Source organism: Pedobacter sp. MC2016-24, assembly GCF_015223055.1.
Taxonomy (GTDB): Bacteria; Bacteroidota; Bacteroidia; order Sphingobacteriales; family Sphingobacteriaceae; genus Pedobacter.
Genome location: NZ_JADFBX010000016.1, coordinates 106192 through 129222, shown reverse-complemented (window position 1 = coordinate 129222; position 23031 = coordinate 106192). Strand labels below are relative to the sequence as shown.

The window sequence follows — 23031 nt, the reverse complement described above, 5'->3', positions numbered from 1 at the left end:
AAAGAGCAGCCCTTACCTGAGCATTACGAATTTTAACTTTTACATCAGCTAACAAAGATTGATATACCTTTATATTCATTCAGTATAATTTAGCAGTAAATTTAACGATTCTTACGCTACTAAACATCAACCTTTGTTTGGCAAATATTTTCAACAACTGATTATTTTTGTTGCAGCTGCACACCAATTGGATAAAATCAAGAAATTTATTTTGATGTAATTTTTCCAGTTCTAATTCTATATTTACTAAACTCTTATCAATATCCTATATATGTTTTATTATGTGCTTACCGCCCTCATTATTTTAGTATTTTTTAGCACAATTATTTTTTTATCCTATTGGATTCCTAAAAAAATCGGCTTCCTCAGAACTGGAAAAATTCTAGCTTGTATGGTAGGACTTACTCTTATGTACTTAATAGGGACAGTAATTTTTGAAGACCAGCTCTTCACCAAAACTAATGCAAAGAACTTGCTTTTAGAACAAAGGATAGTCTTAAATGATGAATTTCAAATTATAGAAAATAAATCCATGTCAGGAATTGGAGATTACTATCATACATTTACTTTGAAAATCTCCACTAAAGATAGATTAAGATTAATAAAGGAAATTGCTGCTTCAGAAAATTTCAAAAAGGTTAATGAAATTCAGGAAGACATTACCAAAAAAACGGATAGGCATACAGGTAATAGGCTTACCCAAAATTACGAAACTGAAGCTCAATTTATAAGGGTGTATTTCAAACCTCAGGGAGAGGGATATGCTCCTACTTACAGAAAAATTGAAATTGATAAAAACAGAGATTTACTAATCTTTGAAGATATAGATGAATAAGGATCAAAAGCATTTAAATGTAAAAAGCCTTAAATTTCTCTAAATTAAAATTTCTTATTTCCCTTATAAAGGTTCTTAGGAACATCAGACACGATCAGGATTCCATAGATTTTATTTGTAACACCATACTCTTTTTCAAGAGTTACTTTGTCAATGATCCTGATTTCTTTAAAATTCTCGTCATTTATTGAGGCTAAGTTTCCTTCCAAGCCTTTTTCGGCCAAGACTTTAGTATTTAAGATATATAGAACAGTACTGTCACTATCAAAATTAGGAAGCAGATCAGCATAGGAGCTTGATTTGGTGCTAAAGAATTTCCAATAGCGTTTTTTTGCAAATGGAATCGTCTCAATATATACAACACCATCTTTGCCTTCTTCTCCTAAGATATTTATTGCCTCTTTATCTTTAAAGACTGTGACTGCAGCAATTTGCTCTGGATTATATTTTTGAAGGTCACTTTGTAATACATTTACACTATCAATAAAGAATACAGGATTACTTCCTAGTTTCTTCACTACTCGTCTTGGTGATTGACCATAGCTACAGATAGAAATAAAAGTGAGTAGGATAAAGATTAAATTTTTCATATCAAAAGCGTTTTACGCATAAATATAAAAAATCCAATCTAAAAACTATTGAAGTATGCAATTACATTGGGGTAGAGATCAGCAAAAAACCATAAGAGTGATTAAACGCAAAAAGCCTTAGATTTCTCTAAGGCTTTTCTCTGTGCACTTGTAGGGATTCGAACCCCAAACCTTCTCATCCGTAGTGAGATGCTCTATCCAATTGAGCTACAAATGCGTTTCCGTTTCGTTAACGGACTGCAAAAGTAGTATTTGATTTTGAATTTCCCAATTTTTTTTGAAAAATATTCTAAAAAACTACTCCTGCAATGCTGATTAAGCTTCTACTGCTTTTCTAATTGCATCAAAATCAGGCAAATCACCAGCATTTTCTAAAACTTCAGCATAAATAATTTTTTCATCTTCAATTACGAAGGCCGCTCTTTTGGAAACACCTTTGAGGTTAAAAGCGAATTCTTCGTACAAAGCACCATAAGCTGTAGAGGTCTCTTTGTTAAAATCTGACAGCAATGGAAACTGATATGATTGTTCTTCTTTAAATTTAGCGAGGGTAAAAGGAGAATCTACAGAAATACCTACAACGCCTGCATTCATGCCTTCATAAAAACCAAAGCTATCTCTCATGGTACACAATTGGGTAGTGCAAACCCCGGTAAATGCCATTGGAAAAAAGTGAACAACCAATTTTTTCCCATCATAGTCTGAAAGTGAAACTTCTTTCAGGTCGGAACTGAATAATTTAAAATCTGGGGCTTTATCGCCAACTTGTAATGCCATAATGTTATGTTTTAATGTCAAATATAAAAATTGCCAACAGAGATTTCAAACAACTACAACAATTGTGACTGTATAGCTATACCAGGACGTAACAGGTTCTTCACAAGATAATGGCTTCTTCACACCTGGTTCACACTTCCTTAACACAAAACACACAAACAGGTACCTTTTTGTGAAGAAAGTGTGTAGAATGTGTGAACTATGTGAGAACTTGCCCTTATTGACTTACCCGGTTACAGCCTTCCGCTCCCGAAGCTGGGCATCAAATAATGCAAGGCCTTCTTCAAAACTATGTGGATTATATCCCAGTTCATTGATGGTTTTATCCAGTATAAAGCCAGTCCTTACGGGTCTTCTGGCCGCTTGATTTAAACTCGCTGAACTGATTTTAGTGATCAGGCTTCGGTCAAGCTTCCAAAAATCAGCTACTTTTTCAACCAGTTCATCAATACGCATCATGTCTTTACCAGAAGCATTGTATATCCCCTGTGCATTTTTCTCAACAGCAAGCAAGCAACAATCGGCCAGATCCTCAGCAAGTGTAGGCATACGCCATTGGTCGCACACCACTTTGATCGGTTCTCCTCTTTCCAGGGCTCCTTTGGCCCAAAGTATAATATTACTGCGACTCATGTCGCTCACAATTCCATATACAATAATGGTACGCAGGATCGCCCAACGGCAGTTAGACTTCTGGACTGCCTGTTCAGCCTCCAGCTTCGTCAAGCCATAATAACTCAATGGATTTGGTGTAGCCAATTCATCGTAAGGCCCATCGGCACCATCAAATACAAAGTCAGTGGACAAGTGGATCAATTGGATATCATGCAATTCACAACAGGCTACTAAAGTTTCCACTGCAGTCACATTGAGCAGTTTTGCCAGCTCCTTTTGATTTTCGCAAGTATCCACATTGGTCATGGCCGCTGTATGTATAATGGCGTCAGGTTTATATTGAGCGATCACTGACTTTACATTTTCAGGATTGAGGATATCCATTTCTGCATAATTGTAGCCATCGCGCACAGGATACCGATTGGGTCCTATTGCCGTTGCAACCAAATTAAACTGCTTTTTTTTCAGTATTTGTTCGGTTATCTTCTGTCCCAAAAGACCGTTACTTCCCGTTACCAATATCGTTTTCATAGGCATTCCATTCTTTTAGGTGCTTATCTGTTTTATTTTCTCCGTCATCTATAGCGTGGATTAAGCCGTGTGTAAATAATTTTCAACATCAAATTATTGGCTTAAACCGCTTTTGAGGGCTAAAAACCAACTAAAAAGCACCGGTTTTGTATCGCCTAAATTATCAATTAAAAAACTGTTGAAAAACTTTTTATTTATATACACAATTCTTGTATAAAAATTTTAACTTTGCAAACCGAATTGTAGACCCATAAAAGGGCCTTTAACATTTTGATATTTATAATTTTACCCAAAACAATATATGCCTAACATTGGAAAAATAGCGCAGATTATAGGACCGGTAGTTGACGTGAGTTTTGCTGACGATGCTCATTTACCTCAAATTTTCTCTGCATTAGAGATTGAAAAAGAAAACGGCCAAAAGGTTGTTTTAGAAGTTCAACAACATCTTGGTGAAGACCGTATACGTGCAATTGCAATGGACTCGACCGACGGTTTGGTTCGTGGCATGAAAGCAGTAGATACTGGCGCTCCTATCAAAATGCCTGTTGGAGACCAAATTAAAGGTCGTTTATTCAATGTTGTTGGTGAAGCTATTGACGGTATCAACGCTGTTGATAAAACCGGCGGCAGACCAATTCACAATGCTCCTCCTAGATTTGAAGATTTATCGACTGAAACTGAAGTACTTTTCACAGGTATTAAAGTAATCGATTTATTAGAGCCTTATGCTAAAGGTGGTAAAATCGGATTGTTTGGTGGTGCGGGTGTAGGTAAAACCGTATTGATCATGGAGCTGGTAAACAACATCGCTAAAGCTTACGCAGGTTTATCTGTATTTGCTGGTGTGGGTGAGCGTACACGTGAAGGTAATGACCTTTTACGTGAGTTTATCGAATCTGGTGTAATCAACTATGGTGAAGATTTCCTTCACTCTATGGAAAAAGGCGGATGGGATTTGAGTAAAGTTGACACTGATAAATTAAAAGAATCAAAAGCAACTTTGGTATTCGGTCAGATGAACGAGCCTCCTGGTGCACGTGCTCGTGTTGCCTTGTCAGGTTTGACAGTTGCTGAATATTTCCGTGATGGTGATGGCGAAGGCGCTGGAAAAGACATCCTTTTCTTCGTTGACAACATCTTCCGTTTCACTCAGGCAGGTTCTGAGGTATCAGCATTGTTGGGTCGTATGCCTTCTGCAGTAGGTTATCAACCAACTCTGGCAACAGAGATGGGTTTAATGCAAGAGCGTATTACTTCAACTAAACGTGGTTCAATTACCTCTGTACAGGCCGTTTACGTTCCTGCGGATGATTTAACTGACCCGGCTCCGGCTACTACCTTTGCCCACTTGGATGCAACAACGGTATTGTCCCGTAAAATTGCTGAGTTAGGTATCTATCCTGCGGTAGATCCATTGGATTCTACTTCACGTATCCTTTCTCCTGCTGTTTTAGGTGATGAGCACTACAATACTGCACAACGCGTAAAAGAAACTTTACAACGTTATAAAGAACTTCAGGATATCATCGCCATCTTAGGTATGGATGAGTTATCTGAAGAAGATAAATTGGTGGTGTCACGCGCACGTCGTGTTCAACGTTTCTTATCTCAGCCTTTCCACGTAGCAGAGCAATTTACAGGATTAAAAGGTGTATTGGTTGACATTAAAGATACCATCAAAGGATTTAACATGATCATGGATGGTGAAGTTGATGAATACCCTGAAGCAGCATTTAACCTGGTAGGTAGCATTGAAGAAGCTATTGAAAAAGGTAAAAAACTATTAGCTGAAGCAAACTAGTATATAGTAGTTGGTACTTAGGATACAGATCCCGATCGCTACCCTAAGTACCAATTCATTAATTTATTAAGTAGAATAGTTGAACTACTAAATACTAATTACTAAAAGAATGACATTAGAAATATTAACACCAGACAAGAAAGTTTTTGAAGGCGAAGTAACTGCGGTTACTGTACCAGGTGCTATGGGATCTTTTCAAATTTTGAGAGACCATGCGCCTATTATTTCAACTTTGGAAGATGGACCGGTAATTATTAAAAGCAAAACTGGCGAACAAACCTTTATTATTAAAGGTGGTGTCGTTGAGGTTTTAAAAAACAAAATTATTGTTTTAGCCGAAGGGGTTGCTTAATATTTAATCATACAATATTTTAAGAGCCCTTTGATTTTCAAAGGGCTTTTTTTATGGGATGGATTTTATAGGTAAATCGACAACTTTTTCAGCTACTTCACTCATTTTAGGAAGAATTTCCCAAAAAATACAATGCAGGCATAATATCTATACCGAATACCAAAATCATATTTGGTATAGTTACATCCAATGATCCTACCAAAAACAGAATACATACAAAACTAAATACCGAATAATAAACAAAATAAAGAATTATATTTTTTTTCAATTATTTTCACTCAGCTATTGATAGTATAGATAGCAAGAACTAAATTGGATTTATAAAGCAACAACAGATAAATACAAAGATGAACCTTTCATTTACAACATTACTTAACGTCATTATTAACGGAATTCTTCTGCTGATTATTCAGAAGGACAAGGCGCTGTAAATGAATATTTAATAAAAAAATATACGCAAGCGCCCCCCAAAAGTGGCGCTTTTTTAATGGACCAAATAAATAAAACACGAACCTAAATGCAATACTTCAACTCAAATACAGTGCTTTACCTAAACGGAAAGTTTCAGAAAGCTGCTGATACGGCTGGCGACATCTACAGCCAGTCATTACATTATGGCTATGCTGTATTTGAAGGAATCAGGGCATACCATACCCACAACGGTACACGTGTATTTAAAATCAGAGAACATTATGAACGGTTAAAACGTTCGGCAGAATTGGTTCATATGCCTTTCCCATGGGATGTAAACGACTTGATTAAGCAAACCTATAAATTATTGCAAATCAACAACCTTAAAAATGCGTATATCCGTCCATTGGTATATTCAGCGCCGAACATGTCCCTGGTTGCGGGAACCAAAACATCTATCATGATCTGTGCCTGGGAATGGGATGCTTATCTTGGTCATGAACAATTGAAAGTTTGCATCTCCAGTTACGAAAGACCCAATCCAAAGTCAACCCCAATCGAAGCAAAAATCAGTGGCAACTATGTCAACTCAATCATGGCAACCACTGAGGCCAAACACAGCGGATTTGATGAAGCCTTATTGTTAGATGCCGATCAAAACATTGCTGAAGCTCCGGGCGCAAATATTTTCATAGAAAAGAATGGCCGCTTATACACTCCCCCACTGGGCAATATCCTTGCAGGAATTACCAGGGCTACAGTAATGGAATTGTGCCAGATCCTGGACATTGAAGTCATTGAAAAACACTTAACTGTCAAAGATTTGAAGCATGCAGATAGTGCTTTCTTTTGCGGAACAGCAAGTGAGATAGCCGGAATTGCATCGGTAGATGATTATGTATTCCCCGTCAAATGGACCGACAGCGTTGGCGCAACCATTCAACGCACCTATAAGTGTCTGGTGCTTGAAAAACAGAACTACGAAGTCATCATCTAGCGGAACAGACAAAGCATAAAGATTAAACTAAAAAAACAATCATAAAACACATTAAAAAAACGACCTAACCACATACAATGTCACAAACACCAGAAATTAACCGTTACAGTAAAACATTTACACAAGATCCGACGCAACCTGCTGCACAAGCCATGTTGTACGGAATTGGATTGACCAAAGCAGACATGGACAAAGCTCAGATTGGTATTGCCAGCATGGGATATGATGGAAACACCTGCAACATGCACTTAAATGATCTTGCAAAAATTGTAAAAGATGGCGTCTGGAAAAATGACATGGTCGGTTTGACTTTCGGTACCATTGGTGTTAGTGACGGCATGTCTAACGGAACAGATGGCATGCGCTACTCCCTGGTTTCCAGAGATGTGATTGCAGATTCTATTGAAACCATTTGTGGCGGACAATACTACGATGGCTTAATTACCATACCTGGTTGTGATAAAAACATGCCGGGATCTATCATGGCAATGGGTCGCTTAAACCGCCCGGCTATTATGGTATATGGTGGAAGTATCCACTCCGGAAAATATAAAGGTGCTTCATTGAATATTGTTTCGGCTTTTGAAGCATTGGGACAAAAATTAGCCGGTAACCTGGAAGAAGAAGATTTCCAGGGCGTGATTAAAAATGCTTGTCCCGGTGCTGGTGCCTGCGGTGGTATGTATACCGCAAATACCATGGCTTCGGCCATTGAAGCTTTGGGCATGAGTTTGCCTTACAGTTCTTCTTATCCTGCCACAAGCGATGAAAAAAAGAAAGAATGCTTAGATGCCGGAAAGTATATCCGCATTCTTTTAGAAAGAAACATCCTTCCTTCCGACATCATGACCGAGAAAGCATTTCACAATGCCATGGTGATTGTGATGGTATTGGGCGGTTCAACCAATGCAGTATTGCATTTAATTGCCATCGCTAAATCTGTTGGCATGAACTTAAAACTGGAAGATTTTCAACGCGTAAGTGACAACACCCCGGTATTGGGCGATTTAAAACCAAGCGGCGCTTATTTAATGGAAGACCTGCATGAAATTGGTGGTGTACCAGCCGTATTGAAATATTTATTAAAGGTAGGATTGATTCACGGCGACTGTTTAACCGTTACCGGTAAAACCATAGCAGAAAATGTAGCTGATGCTGCTGATCTGGATTTTGAAGCCCAGAAAATTATCTTCCCGATAGAAAACCCGATCAAAGAAACCGGTCACCTGCAAATGTTGTACGGAAACCTGGCAACCAAGGGTGCTGTAGCTAAAATCAGCGGTAAAGAAGGAGAGAAATTTACAGGTCCTGCACGTGTTTTTGATGGAGAGAAATCGCTGATGGCGGGTATTCAGAGCGGCCGGCTAAAAAGCGGTGACGTAGTAGTGATCAGACAGGTTGGTCCTAAAGGTGCTCCTGGTATGCCGGAAATGTTGAAACCTACGTCATTAATTATTGGTGCAGGTTTAGGCAAATCAGTAGCCTTGATTACAGATGGTCGTTTTTCTGGTGGTACCCACGGATTTGTTGTTGGCCACATCACGCCTGAAGCATGGGATGGTGGAAACATTGCCCTGGTACATGACGATGACATCATTACCATTGATGCCGTAAATAACACCATAAATGTTCACCTGACGGACGAACAACTGGCAACACGCCGCGCGGTCTGGACACAGTTGCCACCGCCCGTCACCAAAGGCGTACTCTACAAATACATTAAACAAGTAAGTGATGCCAGTGAAGGCTGTGTTACCGATGCCTACACCGATTAAATTTAAAAAACCCTACAACCTAATAACAATATAATGGAAACAGCACAAGAGGAATCAACTACCTTAACCGAACCAAAGAAGACAGTACATGTTTCTGGTTCTGTAGCTTTATTAGAAGGACTAATAGCTGAAGGTACCGATACCATTTTTGGATATCCTGGAGGCGCCATCATGCCTATTTATGATGCACTATACGATTATAAAGATAAATTAAAACATATATTGGTGCGCCATGAACAAGGTGGCACCCATGCCGGACAAGGCTATGCCCGCACTTCGGGTAAAGTTGGGGTGGTATTTGGAACCAGCGGCCCGGGTGCAACCAACCTGGTAACCGGCCTTGCCGATGCACAGATTGACAGCACACCGATGGTTTGCATTACCGGACAGGTGTTTGCTCACTTGCTGGGTACGGATGCTTTCCAGGAAACCGATGTCATCAATATCACCACACCGGTTACCAAATGGAATTATCAGATTACAGATGCGAATGAGATCCCAAGTGTACTGGCTAAAGCTTTTTACATTGCGCGCAGCGGCAGACCAGGGCCTGTATTGATCGATATCACCAAAAATGCACAGCTGCAAATGTTTGATTACGAAGGTTACACCCCTTGTGAACACATCCGCAGCTACCGCCCTAAACCATTGATCAGAAAGGAATACATTGAGCAAGCCGCAGCCCTGATCAACTCAGCTAAAAAACCATTCGTTTTATTTGGACAAGGTGTATCCCTGGGCAATGCAGAACAGGAATTTAAAGCTTTTGTTGAAAAGAGCGGCATACCTTCGGCATGGACGATTTTAGGTGCAGGTGCAATCCCAACAGATCACCCCTTAAATGTGGGCATGTTGGGTATGCATGGTAATTATGGTCCGAACGTACAGACCAATTCCTGTGATGTACTGATTGCCATTGGTATGCGTTTCGATGATCGTGTAACCGGTCGTTTAGATAAATATGCCAAACAAGCCAAAGTAATCCATTTGGATATTGATCCGGCCGAGATCGACAAAAACGTAAAGGCTGATGTACCGGTTTGGGGTGACTGTAAAGAAACTTTGCCTTTGTTAACCGCATTGGTTGAAGAAAAAACACATCCGGAATGGTTGGCCGAGTTCCGCGCTTATGACAAAACAGAGCGTGAAGTAGTCATTCAGCCAGAATTACATCCAGGTACCGGCGAGTTGACTATGGGTGAAGTGATCAACCAATTGAATGAACTGACCAAAGGTGAAGCCGTTGTGGTTACCGACGTTGGTCAGCATCAGATGGTAACTTGTCGCTACGCCAAGTTTAACCACACCAGGAGCAACATCACCAGCGGTGGCTTAGGAACTATGGGTTTTGGCTTACCGGCAGCCATAGGCGCTAAATTTGGCGCGCCTGACCGTACGGTTGTGGCTGTGATTGGCGATGGTGGTTTCCAGATGACTTTACAGGAACTGGGTACCATTATGCAAAGCGGAATCGATGTAAAGATCATGATCTTAAACAACAGGTTCCTGGGTATGGTTCGTCAGTGGCAACAGTTGTTTCATGAAAAACGCTATTCATTTGTTGACATTACCAGTCCGGATTTTGTGAAACTTGCAGATTCATACTACATCGCAGGTAAAAAAATCTCTGAGCGCGAAGAACTGGTTGGCGCACTGGAAGAAATGCTGAACCACAAAGGTTCTTACCTTTTGGAAGTGATGGTTGCCCAGGAGCACAACGTGTTCCCAATGGTTCCTCAAGGTATGAGTGTAAGCGAAATCAGACTAAAATAATTAACGATCATGAGCAATTCCAACGAAACAGAATTAAACGGAAAATTAGAATTTACGATCACCGTATATACCGAAAATCAGATCGGAATATTGAACCGTATTGCCATCATATTTTCCAGAAGAAAAATAAATATAGAGAGTTTAAACACTTCCCCTTCTGAGATTGAACACATTCACCGTTTCAACATCGTTATTCACGAAACAGAAGAGGTAGTCCGCAAACTTTGCCGCCAGATTGAAAAGCAGGTAGAAGTATTGAAAGTTTACTACAACGTAAACGAGGACATCATCTGGCAGGAGCTGGCACTTTACAAGGTACCGACAGACATTGTTGCTGAGCGTGCCCCGGTAGAAAGGTTATTGCGTGAATTTGGTGCCCGTGCAGTGGTGATCCGTAAAGATTATACTGTGTTTGAAGCTACCGGTCATAGAGAAGAAACCGATAAACTGATTGAAGTGCTGCAACCATTCGGACTGATTGAATTTGTGAGAAGCGCAAGGGTGGCCATCATCAAAGACAGTGAAGGTTTCAACAGCAAACTGAGAGAATTTGAGCGTAAGGACCCGGGACAGGAAGTGATTGAAAATGAATTCCTGGACAAAGAGAAGAATGTATTTACGATGTAATTTGTAAAAATGGATCAGCTTTTAAATATCATTAAACAAACCAGGACAAATTTCATCCAGTTGCTGAACAACTCGACACTCGAGGAATTGAATGCGGTACCTTCCGGTTTCAACAACAACATCATCTGGAACTTTGGCCACATCATCTCCAGTCAGCAATTGCTTTGCTACCGCTTAGCCGGGCTCCCGATGATGATCAAACAGGAGTACATTTTGCAATTTCAAAAAGGTACCCGGCCGGAGCAGTTTGTTGGTGCGGAGGAAGTGCAAGATTTAAAAGAACTGATGCTGACTACGATAGACCAACTGGCCGAAGACCTGAAGCAGAACGTTTTTGTAAACTATCATGCTTTTACAACAGAATTCGGTGTCAGACTCAACAGCACAGCAGAAGCCGTTCAATTTTTCGGCATACACGATGGTTATCATTATGGCTGTGCAGCATCAATAAAAAAAGTAATAACGAACAAAATATAACAACAAGAACCCAAATCAAAAACTAATAACAATTATGTCAAATTATTTTAACACACTGCCTCTTAGAGAACAACTAAACCAATTGGGCGTTTGCGATTTCATGGACAGTTCTGAATTTTTAGACGGCGTTAATGCCCTTAAAGGAAAGAAACTGGTGATTGTAGGTTGCGGAGCACAAGGTTTGAACCAAGGTTTAAATTTAAGAGACAGTGGTTTAAATGTTTCTTATGCACTACGTAAAGAAGCAATTGAAGGTAAAAGAGATTCATGGAAAAATGCTACAGAAAACAACTTTACTGTAGGTACTTATGAAGAATTAATTCCTACTGCTGATGTAGTGATTAACCTGACTCCTGATAAACAACATACGGCTGTTGTCAACGCAGTAATGCCATTGATGCAGCAAGGTGCTACGTTATCTTATTCACACGGTTTCAACATCGTTGAAGAAGGTACGCAGATCCGTAAAGACTTAACTGTAATCATGGTGGCACCTAAATGCCCGGGTAGTGAAGTTAGAGCAGAGTATGTACGTGGTTTTGGGGTACCTACCCTGATTGCTGTACACCCTGAAAATGATCCTCAGGGAAAAGGACTGGCACAAGCGAAAGCATACTGTGTAGGTACTGGCGGTCACAAAGCAGGTGTATTGAAATCATCTTTTGTAGCTGAGGTAAAATCTGACTTAATGGGCGAGCAAACCATCCTTTGCGGATTGTTGCAAACTGGTTCTATTTTATCTTTCGATAAAATGGTTGAGAAAGGTATTGATGCAGGTTATGCTTCTAAACTGGTTCAATACGGTGTTGAAGTAATCACTGAAGCTTTAAAGCATGGTGGTGTAACTGGCATGATGGACAGACTGAGCAATCCGGCAAAAATCAAAGCTTTCGAGATTTCGGAAGAATTGAAAGACATCATGCGCCCATTGTTCCAAAAACATCAGGATGATATCATGAGTGGTGAGTTTAGCCGCATCATGATGGAAGACTGGGCCAATGGCGATAAAAACTTATTGGCATGGCGTGCTGAAACCGGCGAAACTGCATTTGAAAAAACACCTGCGGCTGATGTTAAAATCAACGAACAGGAATATTTTGACAACTACACCCTGATGGTTGCTTTTGTAAGAGCAGGTGTGGAACTGGCTTTTGAAACGATGGTTCAGGCAGGTATCAAACCAGAATCTGCTTATTACGAATCGTTACATGAAACACCACTGATTGCCAATACCATTGCGCGTAAAAAATTATTTGAAATGAACCGCGTAATTTCTGACACTGCAGAATATGGTTGTTACTTATTTGATCAGGCTTGTAAACCTTTACTGGCTGATTTTATGACCCGGGTAGATACTGACCTGGTTGGTAAAAACTTTAACGAAGGTAAAGACAACGGTGTTGACAACAGGAAACTGATTGCTGTTAACGAAGCACTGCGTACACACCAGGTTGAAACCATTGGCGCCACATTGAGAAAAGCAATGACGGCCATGAAAACCATCAAAACAGCATAAAAATTAAACTCAGCAGCTGTACCACTGCGTACAGCTGCTCCTGATCAAAAACAATGTCAGAACCTGTCGTCCATATCACCAATCTTACTTTAAAGTACCGGCACAAACCTGTATTACAGGATTTGAACTGGACTATAAAGCGCAACGAGAATTGGCTGTTATGCGGAGCAAGTGGAAGTGGCAAAACCTCTTTGGCAAAAGCAATTGCTGGTTTGACCCACAGTTATGGCAACATTGAAATTTGTTTCAATCCGAACAACAGCTCCCCTGCCCTGGCCTATTATGTGGCCAACTGGTTCCAGTTTAAAGACCTGGAAGGGCAATCTAACTTTTATTACCAACAACGCTATAATAAACAGGCTGTAGAAACTACAGCTACAGTAAAAGCTGAACTGGAAAGCTTTGGCGGGAAACATGCGCTGGAAATTAAGGAACTGGATCGCATTTTAGCGGCCCTCGGATTTTCAGCCCTGGTCAACTCGACCTTAATCCAGTTGTCCAGCGGAGAGCATAAGAAATTACAGTTGGTCAAAGCGATCTGGCTAAAACCGCAATTGTTAATTCTGGATCTTCCATATAACGGACTTGATGTAGCCTCGCGTCAAAACCTGAACTTATTACTTGACGAAATTTCTGCTACAGGCAGCCAGTTAATCCTGATCAGCAATGACACAGAACTACCAGCTTGTCTGGATCATTTTGCGGTTATTGAATCGGGAAAACTGATTGAAATTGAAGCTGATGAACGCAGCAGCTACGAGATCGACCTCATCAGCGATAGGGTGCCTGCTTTTATAAATGATTTTGCAATTCCAAAAACCGATACTGAAATCATCAAAATGGTTGATGTAAACATCAGCTATGGCGACAAACAGGTATTAAAAAACATCAACTGGGAAGTTAAATCCGGAGAAAAATGGGTTTTACAAGGCCACAATGGTTCTGGAAAATCTACTTTACTGAGTTTAATTTGCGGCGATCACCCTCAGGCTTATGCCAACAACTTTTATTTGTTTGGCAACAAACGCGGCAGTGGAGAGAGCATCTGGGAAATCAAAGCGCGAATCGGCTTGATTTCTCCGGAACTGCATTGGTATTTTGACCCTTCGGCAACGGTGGCACAAAGCATCATTTCTGGCTTTTATGACAGCTCAGGTTTGTTTTGTGATCCGGGTTATACCAAAAAAGCACAGGCTGATGAACTCATTCATTATTTTGGCCTCACCGCTTATCAAAACACACTGATGAATGAATTGCCCCTGGGCAAACAACGACTGGCTTTGCTGGCGCGGACCATTGTTAAAAATCCGGAGCTATTGATCCTGGACGAACCTTGCCAGGGTCTGGATCAGCAGCAGACCAGACATTTTAACCAGCTGGTGGATGAATTGTGCAGTCACGGAACCACATTGATTTATGTGGGCCATTTCGAATCACAATTGCCCGCTTGTATTGAAAATAGAATCTTATTAGAGAACGGTGCAGTAAAAACCGTTGAAAATATATTTAGTATTACCTAAACCCTAAGCATTATGTTACACGATCCGAATAGAGTTTATGTGTTTGACACCACCTTAAGGGATGGTGAACAAGTACCGGGTTGCCAATTGACAACCCCTGAAAAAATTGAAATTGCCAAAGAATTAGAAGCACTGGGTGTAGATATCATTGAAGCAGGTTTCCCGATTTCCAGTCCTGGCGATTTCCAAAGTGTTGTAGAGTTATCGAAAGCAGTATCTGAGCCAATCATTTGCGCACTTACACGTGCAAACAAAGGAGATATTGATTCTGCTGTGGCTGCGCTGCAATATGCCAAACGTCCAAGGATACATACAGGTATCGGCTCATCAGATATGCACATTAAGCATAAATTCAACAGCACCAGGGAAGAAATTCTGGAGCGTGCCGTGGAAGCCGTTAAATATGCCAAAAAATCTGTAGAGGACATTGAGTTTTATGCAGAAGATGCTGGTCGTGCTGATGTGGTATTCCTGGCTAAAATGGTGGAAGCTGTAATTGCTGCTGGTGCTACCGTAGTCAATATACCGGATACCAATGGCTATTGCCTTCCTGATCAATATGGCAGTAAGATCAAGTTTTTGAAAGAAAACGTAAAAAATATTGACCAGGCGATCATTTCTGTACATTGCCACAATGATTTGGGTTTAGCCACCGCCAATTCAATTGCCGGTTTACAAAATGGTGCACGCCAGATTGAAGGTACCATCAATGGAATTGGTGAACGTGCAGGAAATACCTCTTTGGAGGAAGTGGTCATGATTTTAAAAACACATGAAGCATTGGGCTTAAAAACCAATATCAACACCAAAAACTTTTATGAATTAAGCCGTATGGTCAGCTCGCAAATGCGTATGCCTGTACAGCCAAATAAAGCAATCGTAGGCAGCAATGCATTTGCACACAGTTCAGGTATCCATCAGGATGGTTTCCTGAAAAACCGCGAAAACTATGAAATTATCCGCCCGGAAGATGTAGGTTTCCCTGATGCAAGTATCGTACTTACGGCACGCAGCGGCAGACATGCTTTGAAATTCCATTTGGAGCGCCTGGGCTTTACCTTGAGTAAAGATGAATTGGGCGAGGCCTACCATCGCTTCCTTGCCGTAGCAGATAACAAATTAGATATTAATGACCAGGATCTTTTATTGATGATGGGCAAGCAACAATTGGCATAACCATTTGATCAACTAGAAAACTATAATAAAAACAAACAAAATGAGCAAGACATTATTTGATAAGGTGTGGGACACTCACGTGGTACGTAAGATAGAAGGTGGCCCGGATGTACTTTTCATCGACCGCCATCTTATCCACGAAGTGACCAGCCCTGTTGCCTTTTTAGGTTTAAAAAGCAGGGGAATCAGTGTATTATATCCGGAGCGTACATTTGCTACCGCGGATCACAATACGCCAACCATTAACCAGCATTTACCGGTTGCTGATCCACTTTCTGCAAACCAGTTGAAGGCACTGGAATCAAATTCAAATGAATACGGCATCAGCCACTGGGGCTTAGGTCACCAGAAAAACGGTATCGTCCATGTTGTTGGTCCGGAATACGGAATTACTCAACCTGGCGCAACCATCGTTTGCGGCGATTCACATACTTCTACCCATGGTGCTTTTGGTGCCATCGCTTTTGGTATTGGTACTTCTGAAGTAGAAATGGTACTTTCTACGCAGTGCATTATGCAGCCAAAACCTAAAAAAATGCGCATCAACGTAAATGGCAAACTGGGTATTGGTGTAACGCCTAAGGATGTGGCCCTGTTTATCATTTCTCAATTGACTACCTCTGGTGCAACCGGTTATTTTGTAGAATATGCGGGTGATGTATTCGAAAACATGACCATGGAAGGCCGCATGACGGTTTGTAACCTGAGTATTGAAATGGGTGCACGTGGCGGTATGATTGCTCCTGATCAAACCACGATCGATTACGTAAAAGGTCGCGAGTTTAGCCCTAAAGGCGAAGCATGGGAAAAAGCTTTAGCCTATTATAAAACTTTAAAAACAGATCCGGATGCTGTTTTTGATAAAGAATTGACTTTTGACGGTTCTAAAATAGAGCCGATGATCACTTACGGAACCAACCCGGGTATGGGTATGGGTATTTCTCAGGATATCCCTGATGCTGCTCATGCAGAAGGTGGTGCAGAAACTTATGCCAAATCATTGGGTTATATGGGTTTCTCTGAAGGTGATTCCATGATCGGTAAAAAAGTAGACTTTGTTTTTGTAGGTAGCTGTACCAATGGTCGTATTGAGGATTTCAGAGCCTTTACGTCCCTGGTAAAAGGTAAACACAAGGCTGACGATGTAACGGTTTGGCTGGTACCTGGATCGCACATTGTAGAAAGCCAGATTAAGGAAGAAGGTTTATTGGATATTTTAACTGAAGCTGGGTTTACATTGCGTCAGCCAGGTTGTTCAGCTTGTCTGGCCATGAACGACGATAAGATCCCTGCTGGAAAATATGCGGTAAGTACTTCGAACAGAAACTTTGAAGGCAGACAAGGTCCGGGTTCAAGAACAATGCTGGCGAGTCCGCTGGTTGCCGCAGCTGCTGCAATTACCGGGGTAGTAACAGACCCACGCACCCTAATTGAAGAACTTGTCTAACACAAAAAAAGATTAAAATGGCTTACGATAAATTTAACACCTTAAGAAGCACAGCTGTTCCGCTTCCAATAGAAAACATAGATACCGACCAGTTGATCCCTGCCCGCTTTTTGAAAGCGACAGAACGTGTGGGTTTCGGAGATAACCTTTTCCGCGATTGGAGATACAATCCGGACAATACACCTAAACCTGATTTTGTACTGAACAACCCGATTTACAGTGGTAAAATATTGGTTGGCGGTAAAAACTTTGGTTCAGGTTCATCCAGAGAACATGCGGCCTGGGCCGTATATGACTACGGATTCAGATGTGTAGTATCCAGCTTCTTTGCTGATATCTTCAGAAACAACTGCTTAAACATTGGTGTATTGCCAGTTCAGGTGAGTCCTGAATTTGCAGAAAAAATCTTCGCTGCAATTCATGCAGATCCGAATACTGAACTGGAAGTAAACCTTCCTGAACAAACCATTACCCTGCTGGCAAGTGGTGATCAGGAAACTTTCGAAATCAGTCCGTATAAAAAAGACAATATGCTGAATGGCTTTGACGATATCGATTATCTGCAAAGCATCAAACCGGAAATAGAGGAATTCGCCTTGCATCTTCCGCTTTAAATATCCGAGGATCTTTACATGGAAAGAAGGAAAATAGAGATAATGGATACGACACTCCGCGATGGGGAACAAACATCGGGGGTGTCCTTCTCCATTTCAGAAAAGTTAACCATAACCCAATTGTTATTGGAAGAACTGCAGGTAGACCGTGCAGAAATTGCTTCTGCACGTGTATCTGACGGAGAATTCCAGGCCGTAAAAGCAATTTTAACCTGGGCTGAAGCCAATGGTTATGCAGATCGGATTGAAGTGTTGACTTTTGTTGACAATGGTGTATCTATTGATTGGATGTTAAATGCAGGGGCAAAAGTGCAGAACCTTTTAACCAAGGGCTCCATGAACCACCTGACCCATCAGCTTAAAAAAACACCGGAACAACATTTCGGAGAAATTAAGCAGGTGATAGACCTGGCTGTTCAACATCAGATTGCAACCAACGTATATCTGGAAGACTGGAGCAATGGCATGCGCAATTCGCCGGAATATGTTTATCAAATGTTAAACTTTCTATCCGGTCAGCCTGTAAAACGGATCCTGTTGCCAGATACACTCGGCATTTTAACGCCTGGCGAAACCTTCAGGTTTATTACGGAACTGAAGTTAAAGTACCCTACCCTACACTTTGATTTCCATGCCCATAATGATTATGATCTGGGTACGGCCAATGTGCTGGAAGCGGTGAAAGCCGGAATCAGCGGATTACACTTAACCGTAAACGGTATGGGTGAAAGGGCTGGAAATGCAGCCATGGCCAGTGCTGTTGCGGTGATCAACGACTTTGCCCCCGAGGTTCAGGTACAGATTAAAGAATCTTCAATTTATAAGGTAAGTAAACTGGTTGAAACTTTCTCTGGTGTCCGCATTCCATCCAACAAACCAATTGTTGGCGACAATGTATTTACGCAAACTGCGGGTATACATGCCGATGGCGACAACAAAAACAACCTGTATTTTAATGACCTGCTTCCGGAGCGTTTTGGCCGTAAGCGCAGTTATGCACTGGGTAAAACATCTGGCAAGGCAAACATTGAGAAAAACCTGCAGGAACTGGGCTTAAAATTAAATGATGCCGATTTAAAGAAAGTAACCCAACGCGTAATTGAGCTGGGCGACAAGAAAGAAACGGTGACTAAGGAAGATTTGCCTTATATCATTTCTGATGTATTGGACAGCAGTTTGTACGAAGAAAAGGTCGTTGTAGAGTCTTATGTGCTGATGAACTCGATGGGCCTACGCCCTTCGGCAACCATTTCTGTGGTCATAGAAAGCGAAAAATTTGAGGAAAATGCACAAGGCGACGGGCAATACGATGCTTTTATGAATGCCCTGGCTAAAGTATATACCCAGAAAAAGAGAAGTTTACCCAAACTGATTGATTATGCAGTAAGGATTGCTCCCGGAAGTAATTCAGATGCCTTGTGTGAAACCATCATTACCTGGGAAACCGCACAGAAAGTATTCATTACCCGCGGTCTGGATTCAGATCAAACCGTTTCGGCCATTAAAGCCACCCAAAAAATGTTAAACATCATTTAAACATTTGGCGGAATAACCCTAATTTAAACCCAATAAAAAAACATAACATAAAATATGAAACTTAATATAGCGCTATTAGCAGGAGATGGAATAGGTCCCGAGGTTATTGACCAGGCCGTAAAAGTATCTGATGCAGTAGCAAAAAAATTCAACCATGAGATTGTGTGGACTTCAGCCTTAACCGGTGCAGCAGCAATTGATGCTGTGGGAGAGCCTTATCCAGATTCGACTCATGAAGTGTGTATGGCGGCTGATGCGGTTTTGTTTGGTGCCATTGGTCACCCAAGATTTGACAATGACCCAAAAGCTACGGTTCGTCCGGAGCAAGGCTTGCTTAAAATGCGTCAGAAATTAGGATTATTTGCCAATGTTCGTCCGACATTTACTTTCCCATCTTTAATTGACAATTCTCCATTAAAAAGAGAGCGCATTGAAGGTACCGACCTGATCATATTGCGTGAATTGACTGGGGGTATTTATTTTGGAGAAAGAGGTCGTAAAGACGATGGCAATACCGCTTTCGATACGTGTACTTATACCCGTGCAGAAATTCAGCGTTTGGCTAAACTGGGCTTTGAAATGGCCATGACCCGTAGCAAAAAACTATGCTGTGTAGATAAAGCAAACGTATTGGAATCTTCACGTTTGTGGAGAGAAACGGTACAGGATATGGAAAAAGATTATCCTGAGGTTACGGTGAGCTACGAATTTGTAGATGCTGTAGCGATGCGTTTGGTACAATGGCCTAGTTCATATGATGTGTTGATCACAGAAAACTTATTTGGCGACATCTTAACAGATGAAGCTTCTGTAATTTCTGGTTCTATGGGCTTAATGCCTTCTGCATCTATCGGTATTCATACCTCTTTATTTGAACCCATCCACGGTTCTTATCCTCAGGCAGCTGGTAAAGACATCGCAAATCCATTGGCTACCGTATTGTCTGCAGCCATGATGTTTGAAGATGCTTTCGGATTGAAAGAAGAAGCAGAACTGATTCGTGAGGTAGTTAACAAATCACTTGCTGAAGGCATCGTCACTGAAGATCTTTCAGGTAAAAACAAAGCATATAAAACCAGCGAAGTAGGCGATTGGTTGGCTGCTAACATATAACTATCTTTGTATACCCTTTAGCGGAATACAATTAACCGTCATCTGGTCAACAGGTGGCGGTTCTATTTTTCATAAAAAATGACTGAATCAATTCTTAATTTAGACTCCAAAGCTGCGGCGCAGCGATTGGCCAATGTGGTTAAACATACGCCACTCATTTATAACGCCAAGCTTTCTGAAACTTACCAATGCGAAATTTACCTGAAGCGTGAGGACTTACAAATTGTACGTTCTTATAAACTTCGCGGTGCTTACAATATGATCAGTCAGCTGACATCAGAAGAGCTTAGCCGCGGAATTGTTTGTGCAAGCGCCGGTAACCATGCCCAGGGTGTAGCTTTCTCCTGCGATAAACTGGGTACCAAAGGCGTGATTTTTATGCCCGAGATTACACCCAGGCAAAAAGTAAAGCAAACAGAAATGTTTGGTAACGGCAGTGTGGAGCTGGTACTTGTTGGAGATACTTTTGACGATTGCTTAAAAGAAGCCTTAGCTTATACCGAAAAACACAACATGACTTTCATCCCTCCTTTTGACAATTACAGCATTATTGAAGGTCAGGGTACTGTTGGGGTAGAAATACTGGAAGATTTGCCAGAGGTTGAAGTGGTCATCATGCCGATTGGTGGTGGTGGCTTATCCGCAGGTGTTGGTCATTTTTTAAAAGCACACAACCCAAATATTTTACTGGCCGGGGTAGAACCTGAGGGTGCGCCTTCTATGCTGAAAGCATTTGAGCATGGCGGCCCCGTTACCCTGCCAGAAATCAACCGTTTTGTAGACGGCGCCTCGGTAAAATTGGTCGGCAAGTTAACTTACGACATCTGTACACGCGTGCTGGACGATGTTTTATTGGTTCCGGAAGGGAAAGTGTGTACCACCATATTGAAATTGTACAACGAAGATGCCATTGTCGTAGAACCTGCAGGTGCTTTATCGGTAACGGTACTGGACAGTTATAAAGATAAAATCAAAGGCAAAAAGGTGGTCTGTATCATCAGTGGTGGCAACAACGACATTGAGCGCATGCAGGAAATCAAAGAGAAATCTTTGCTTTACGAAGGTTTGAAGCATTACTTTATTGTGCGTTTTCCGCAAAGACCAGGTGCATTGAAATTATTTGTCAACAATGTTTTAGGTCCGCATGATGACATTACGCGTTTTGAGTTCATCAAAAAAACGAATAAAGAGAATGGCCCTGCATTGGTAGGTATCGAATTGGCCAACCGTTCAGATTATGATGCCCTGGTGAAAAGAATGAAAGAATTCAAGTTCGAAATTATTGAACTGAATAACGACCAGACACTATTCGAATATCTGGTTTAAAGGCATTATTCAGAAGGGTATTTTGTATCACAGTTTCATTACAATATAAGTAAAACAGAAAACATGGAATTTGTGGCAATAAATTTGCTCTAAGTTCGGAAACACACAAACAGATGAGAAAACTTATATTATTATTACTTTGTACGGCCACGCTGGGCCTGGCGTCGTGTAAGAAGGACACAATCGTACAGGAGACTTCCAATAAATCAATCATTTATGATATTGCTCCAAATCAATGGACAACAACTGATGGTGGAAAAACGTATACAAACATTTTTACTAAAATCCCGGAGATAGATCAGTACGGTTTAGAAAATGAAGGCACACTGGTCTACATTTCTTACAACAATGAAACCAGTTACATTCAAGTTCCGTTTGTCTATAATCTAGACTCTTACAGCTATGAGGTTTCGAATAATAAACTAGTACTTACTATACAAAGTTCAAGTTTTTCTGCTCCGAATCCTACTAAGCCGATTACGAACGTTAGGGTTAAAGTTGTAATTGTAGCAGCTAAAAATGTAGTTTAAAATAATTTCAATAAAAAAAGCAATGCCTGTATCACAAGTCATGATACAGGCATTGCTTTTTTATGGCCTTTCAGTTAGATTTACCGCTTATGCTTGAACAACTAAGGAAAAAATTCGGGATCAATGACACTCAGTTTGCAGCATTCTCCAGCTATTTCAAAAAATTAGAAATCCCGGCAAAAACAACCTTACTTGAAGAAGGAGAAATAGCCAACAGAATCTTCTTCATTGAAAAAGGTTGCGTTCGTGTTTGGTTCAACAGCGATGGCAAGGAACTGACCATGCAGTTCTTTTTTGAAAATGAAACTGTGGCCTCTATAGAAAGCTTTAAAAAGCAAGTGCCCAGTCTGCTCTACATCGAAACCATCGAGCCCTGCGAAATCTGGTACATCAGCAAACAAGACCTGGAAACCATACACCAGCAACTTGGACATACACTGGACATCCGCAACGAACTGATTGATTATCTCTTTGAGCGCTTATTTCATTACATGCACCATTTCCTTTCTTTTCTGAGGGATTCCCCTCTAAAGCGCTATGAAGCACTCATTAAAGACAACCCCATGGTGATCAGGCGCGTTCCACAACATTATATCGCTTCTTATCTGGGCGTAAGCAGTGTACATCTCAGCCGGGTAAAAAGCGAGCTGGCCAGAAAAAAGCCTTGATTTGATAACAAATGTTATCGT

Annotated in this window: 21 protein-coding genes and 1 tRNA gene; 18 read left to right on the top strand and 4 right to left on the bottom strand. The window is 41.0% G+C overall.

From position 1 onward, the window contains the following. Positions 1 to 391 precede the first annotated feature (391 nt). Positions 392 to 835, top strand: a complete 444-nt coding sequence (locus IM797_RS24385) for a hypothetical protein (protein WP_194129827.1) — start codon at positions 392 to 394, stop codon at positions 833 to 835. Between the two features lie 44 nt (positions 836 to 879). Here IM797_RS24385 and IM797_RS24380 read toward each other — a convergent pair whose 3' ends face one another. The 4 genes from IM797_RS24380 to IM797_RS24365 form a co-directional block, all read right to left on the bottom strand. After that, the gene (locus tag IM797_RS24380) at positions 880 to 1425 is read right to left on the bottom strand and encodes a hypothetical protein (RefSeq protein ID WP_194129826.1); all 546 of its coding nucleotides are present in this window, start codon (positions 1423 to 1425) and stop codon (positions 880 to 882) included. A gap of 143 nt (positions 1426 to 1568) precedes the next feature. Beyond that, positions 1569 to 1642 (bottom strand) — tRNA-Arg (locus tag IM797_RS24375). 98 nt (positions 1643 to 1740) lie between these two features. Continuing rightward, positions 1741 to 2202, bottom strand: a complete 462-nt coding sequence (locus IM797_RS24370; protein WP_194129825.1) for a redoxin domain-containing protein — start codon at positions 2200 to 2202, stop codon at positions 1741 to 1743. A 225-nt stretch (positions 2203 to 2427) separates the two neighbouring features. Then, entirely contained in the window at positions 2428 to 3348 is a 921-nt protein-coding gene (locus IM797_RS24365; RefSeq protein ID WP_194129824.1) for an SDR family oxidoreductase, read from the bottom strand. A gap of 301 nt (positions 3349 to 3649) precedes the next feature. Here IM797_RS24365 and atpD point away from each other — a divergent pair, with 301 nt between their 5' ends. The 17 genes from atpD (at position 3650) to IM797_RS24280 (ending at position 23010) form a co-directional block, all read left to right on the top strand. Further along, positions 3650 to 5152: a F0F1 ATP synthase subunit beta gene (gene atpD / locus IM797_RS24360; protein WP_194129823.1), complete on the top strand. Its 1503-nt coding sequence runs from the start codon at positions 3650 to 3652 to the stop codon at positions 5150 to 5152. 109 nt (positions 5153 to 5261) lie between these two features. Beyond that, positions 5262 to 5504 (top strand): ATP synthase F1 subunit epsilon, encoded by a 243-nt coding sequence (gene atpC / locus IM797_RS24355; RefSeq protein WP_194129822.1) that lies wholly within the window; start codon positions 5262 to 5264, stop codon positions 5502 to 5504. A gap of 517 nt (positions 5505 to 6021) precedes the next feature. Continuing rightward, the gene (locus tag IM797_RS24350) at positions 6022 to 6912 is read left to right on the top strand and encodes a branched-chain amino acid transaminase (RefSeq protein WP_194129821.1); all 891 of its coding nucleotides are present in this window, start codon (positions 6022 to 6024) and stop codon (positions 6910 to 6912) included. A gap of 77 nt (positions 6913 to 6989) precedes the next feature. Continuing rightward, on the top strand, positions 6990 to 8687 hold the full coding sequence (ilvD, locus tag IM797_RS24345) for a dihydroxy-acid dehydratase (protein WP_194129820.1): 1698 nt from the start codon (positions 6990 to 6992) through the stop codon (positions 8685 to 8687). A gap of 33 nt (positions 8688 to 8720) precedes the next feature. Next, positions 8721 to 10460, top strand: coding sequence for a biosynthetic-type acetolactate synthase large subunit (gene ilvB, locus IM797_RS24340; RefSeq protein WP_194129819.1), 1740 nt, complete (start codon positions 8721 to 8723; stop codon positions 10458 to 10460). A gap of 9 nt (positions 10461 to 10469) precedes the next feature. Beyond that, a complete protein-coding gene (gene ilvN / locus IM797_RS24335; RefSeq protein WP_194129818.1) occupies positions 10470 to 11087 on the top strand; it encodes an acetolactate synthase small subunit in 618 nt (205 codons plus the stop codon). A gap of 9 nt (positions 11088 to 11096) precedes the next feature. After that, positions 11097 to 11564, top strand: a complete 468-nt coding sequence (locus IM797_RS24330) for a DinB family protein (protein ID WP_194129817.1) — start codon at positions 11097 to 11099, stop codon at positions 11562 to 11564. Between the two features lie 34 nt (positions 11565 to 11598). Next, positions 11599 to 13080: a ketol-acid reductoisomerase gene (gene ilvC / locus IM797_RS24325; protein ID WP_194129816.1), complete on the top strand. Its 1482-nt coding sequence runs from the start codon at positions 11599 to 11601 to the stop codon at positions 13078 to 13080. Between the two features lie 53 nt (positions 13081 to 13133). Beyond that, positions 13134 to 14600: an ATP-binding cassette domain-containing protein gene (locus IM797_RS24320; RefSeq protein WP_194129815.1), complete on the top strand. Its 1467-nt coding sequence runs from the start codon at positions 13134 to 13136 to the stop codon at positions 14598 to 14600. 12 nt (positions 14601 to 14612) lie between these two features. After that, complete coding sequence (locus IM797_RS24315; protein WP_194129814.1) at positions 14613 to 15776, top strand: 2-isopropylmalate synthase; 1164 nt, start codon at positions 14613 to 14615, stop codon at positions 15774 to 15776. Between the two features lie 40 nt (positions 15777 to 15816). After that, positions 15817 to 17223: a 3-isopropylmalate dehydratase large subunit gene (gene leuC / locus IM797_RS24310; protein WP_194129813.1), complete on the top strand. Its 1407-nt coding sequence runs from the start codon at positions 15817 to 15819 to the stop codon at positions 17221 to 17223. Between the two features lie 17 nt (positions 17224 to 17240). Beyond that, positions 17241 to 17837 carry a 3-isopropylmalate dehydratase small subunit gene (leuD, locus tag IM797_RS24305; protein ID WP_194129812.1) on the top strand — a complete coding sequence of 199 codons (597 nt, stop codon included), beginning with the start codon at positions 17241 to 17243 and terminating at the stop codon, positions 17835 to 17837. Between the two features lie 18 nt (positions 17838 to 17855). Beyond that, complete coding sequence (locus IM797_RS24300) at positions 17856 to 19373, top strand: alpha-isopropylmalate synthase regulatory domain-containing protein (RefSeq protein ID WP_194129811.1); 1518 nt, start codon at positions 17856 to 17858, stop codon at positions 19371 to 19373. Positions 19374 to 19427: 54 nt separating this feature from the next. Continuing rightward, positions 19428 to 20486, top strand: coding sequence for a 3-isopropylmalate dehydrogenase (leuB, locus tag IM797_RS24295; protein WP_194129810.1), 1059 nt, complete (start codon positions 19428 to 19430; stop codon positions 20484 to 20486). Positions 20487 to 20564: 78 nt separating this feature from the next. Then, positions 20565 to 21812, top strand: coding sequence for a threonine ammonia-lyase IlvA (ilvA, locus tag IM797_RS24290; RefSeq protein ID WP_194129809.1), 1248 nt, complete (start codon positions 20565 to 20567; stop codon positions 21810 to 21812). Between the two features lie 113 nt (positions 21813 to 21925). Further along, entirely contained in the window at positions 21926 to 22342 is a 417-nt protein-coding gene (locus IM797_RS24285; RefSeq protein WP_194129808.1) for a hypothetical protein, read from the top strand. A gap of 89 nt (positions 22343 to 22431) precedes the next feature. After that, positions 22432 to 23010, top strand: a complete 579-nt coding sequence (locus IM797_RS24280; RefSeq protein WP_194129807.1) for a Crp/Fnr family transcriptional regulator — start codon at positions 22432 to 22434, stop codon at positions 23008 to 23010. Positions 23011 to 23031: the final 21 nt, after the last annotated feature.

Coding starts and splice junctions, on each gene's coding strand:
- IM797_RS24385 (WP_194129827.1), top strand. CDS start 392: ATGGTAGGACTTACTCTTATGTACTTAATAGGGACAGTAATTTTTGAA.
- IM797_RS24380 (WP_194129826.1), bottom strand. CDS start 1,425: ATGAAAAATTTAATCTTTATCCTACTCACTTTTATTTCTATCTGTAGC.
- IM797_RS24370 (WP_194129825.1), bottom strand. CDS start 2,202: ATGGCATTACAAGTTGGCGATAAAGCCCCAGATTTTAAATTATTCAGT.
- IM797_RS24365 (WP_194129824.1), bottom strand. CDS start 3,348: ATGAAAACGATATTGGTAACGGGAAGTAACGGTCTTTTGGGACAGAAG.
- atpD (WP_194129823.1), top strand. CDS start 3,650: ATGCCTAACATTGGAAAAATAGCGCAGATTATAGGACCGGTAGTTGAC.
- atpC (WP_194129822.1), top strand. CDS start 5,262: ATGACATTAGAAATATTAACACCAGACAAGAAAGTTTTTGAAGGCGAA.
- IM797_RS24350 (WP_194129821.1), top strand. CDS start 6,022: ATGCAATACTTCAACTCAAATACAGTGCTTTACCTAAACGGAAAGTTT.
- ilvD (WP_194129820.1), top strand. CDS start 6,990: ATGTCACAAACACCAGAAATTAACCGTTACAGTAAAACATTTACACAA.
- ilvB (WP_194129819.1), top strand. CDS start 8,721: ATGGAAACAGCACAAGAGGAATCAACTACCTTAACCGAACCAAAGAAG.
- ilvN (WP_194129818.1), top strand. CDS start 10,470: ATGAGCAATTCCAACGAAACAGAATTAAACGGAAAATTAGAATTTACG.
- IM797_RS24330 (WP_194129817.1), top strand. CDS start 11,097: ATGGATCAGCTTTTAAATATCATTAAACAAACCAGGACAAATTTCATC.
- ilvC (WP_194129816.1), top strand. CDS start 11,599: ATGTCAAATTATTTTAACACACTGCCTCTTAGAGAACAACTAAACCAA.
- IM797_RS24320 (WP_194129815.1), top strand. CDS start 13,134: ATGTCAGAACCTGTCGTCCATATCACCAATCTTACTTTAAAGTACCGG.
- IM797_RS24315 (WP_194129814.1), top strand. CDS start 14,613: ATGTTACACGATCCGAATAGAGTTTATGTGTTTGACACCACCTTAAGG.
- leuC (WP_194129813.1), top strand. CDS start 15,817: ATGAGCAAGACATTATTTGATAAGGTGTGGGACACTCACGTGGTACGT.
- leuD (WP_194129812.1), top strand. CDS start 17,241: ATGGCTTACGATAAATTTAACACCTTAAGAAGCACAGCTGTTCCGCTT.
- IM797_RS24300 (WP_194129811.1), top strand. CDS start 17,856: ATGGAAAGAAGGAAAATAGAGATAATGGATACGACACTCCGCGATGGG.
- leuB (WP_194129810.1), top strand. CDS start 19,428: ATGAAACTTAATATAGCGCTATTAGCAGGAGATGGAATAGGTCCCGAG.
- ilvA (WP_194129809.1), top strand. CDS start 20,565: ATGACTGAATCAATTCTTAATTTAGACTCCAAAGCTGCGGCGCAGCGA.
- IM797_RS24285 (WP_194129808.1), top strand. CDS start 21,926: ATGAGAAAACTTATATTATTATTACTTTGTACGGCCACGCTGGGCCTG.
- IM797_RS24280 (WP_194129807.1), top strand. CDS start 22,432: ATGCTTGAACAACTAAGGAAAAAATTCGGGATCAATGACACTCAGTTT.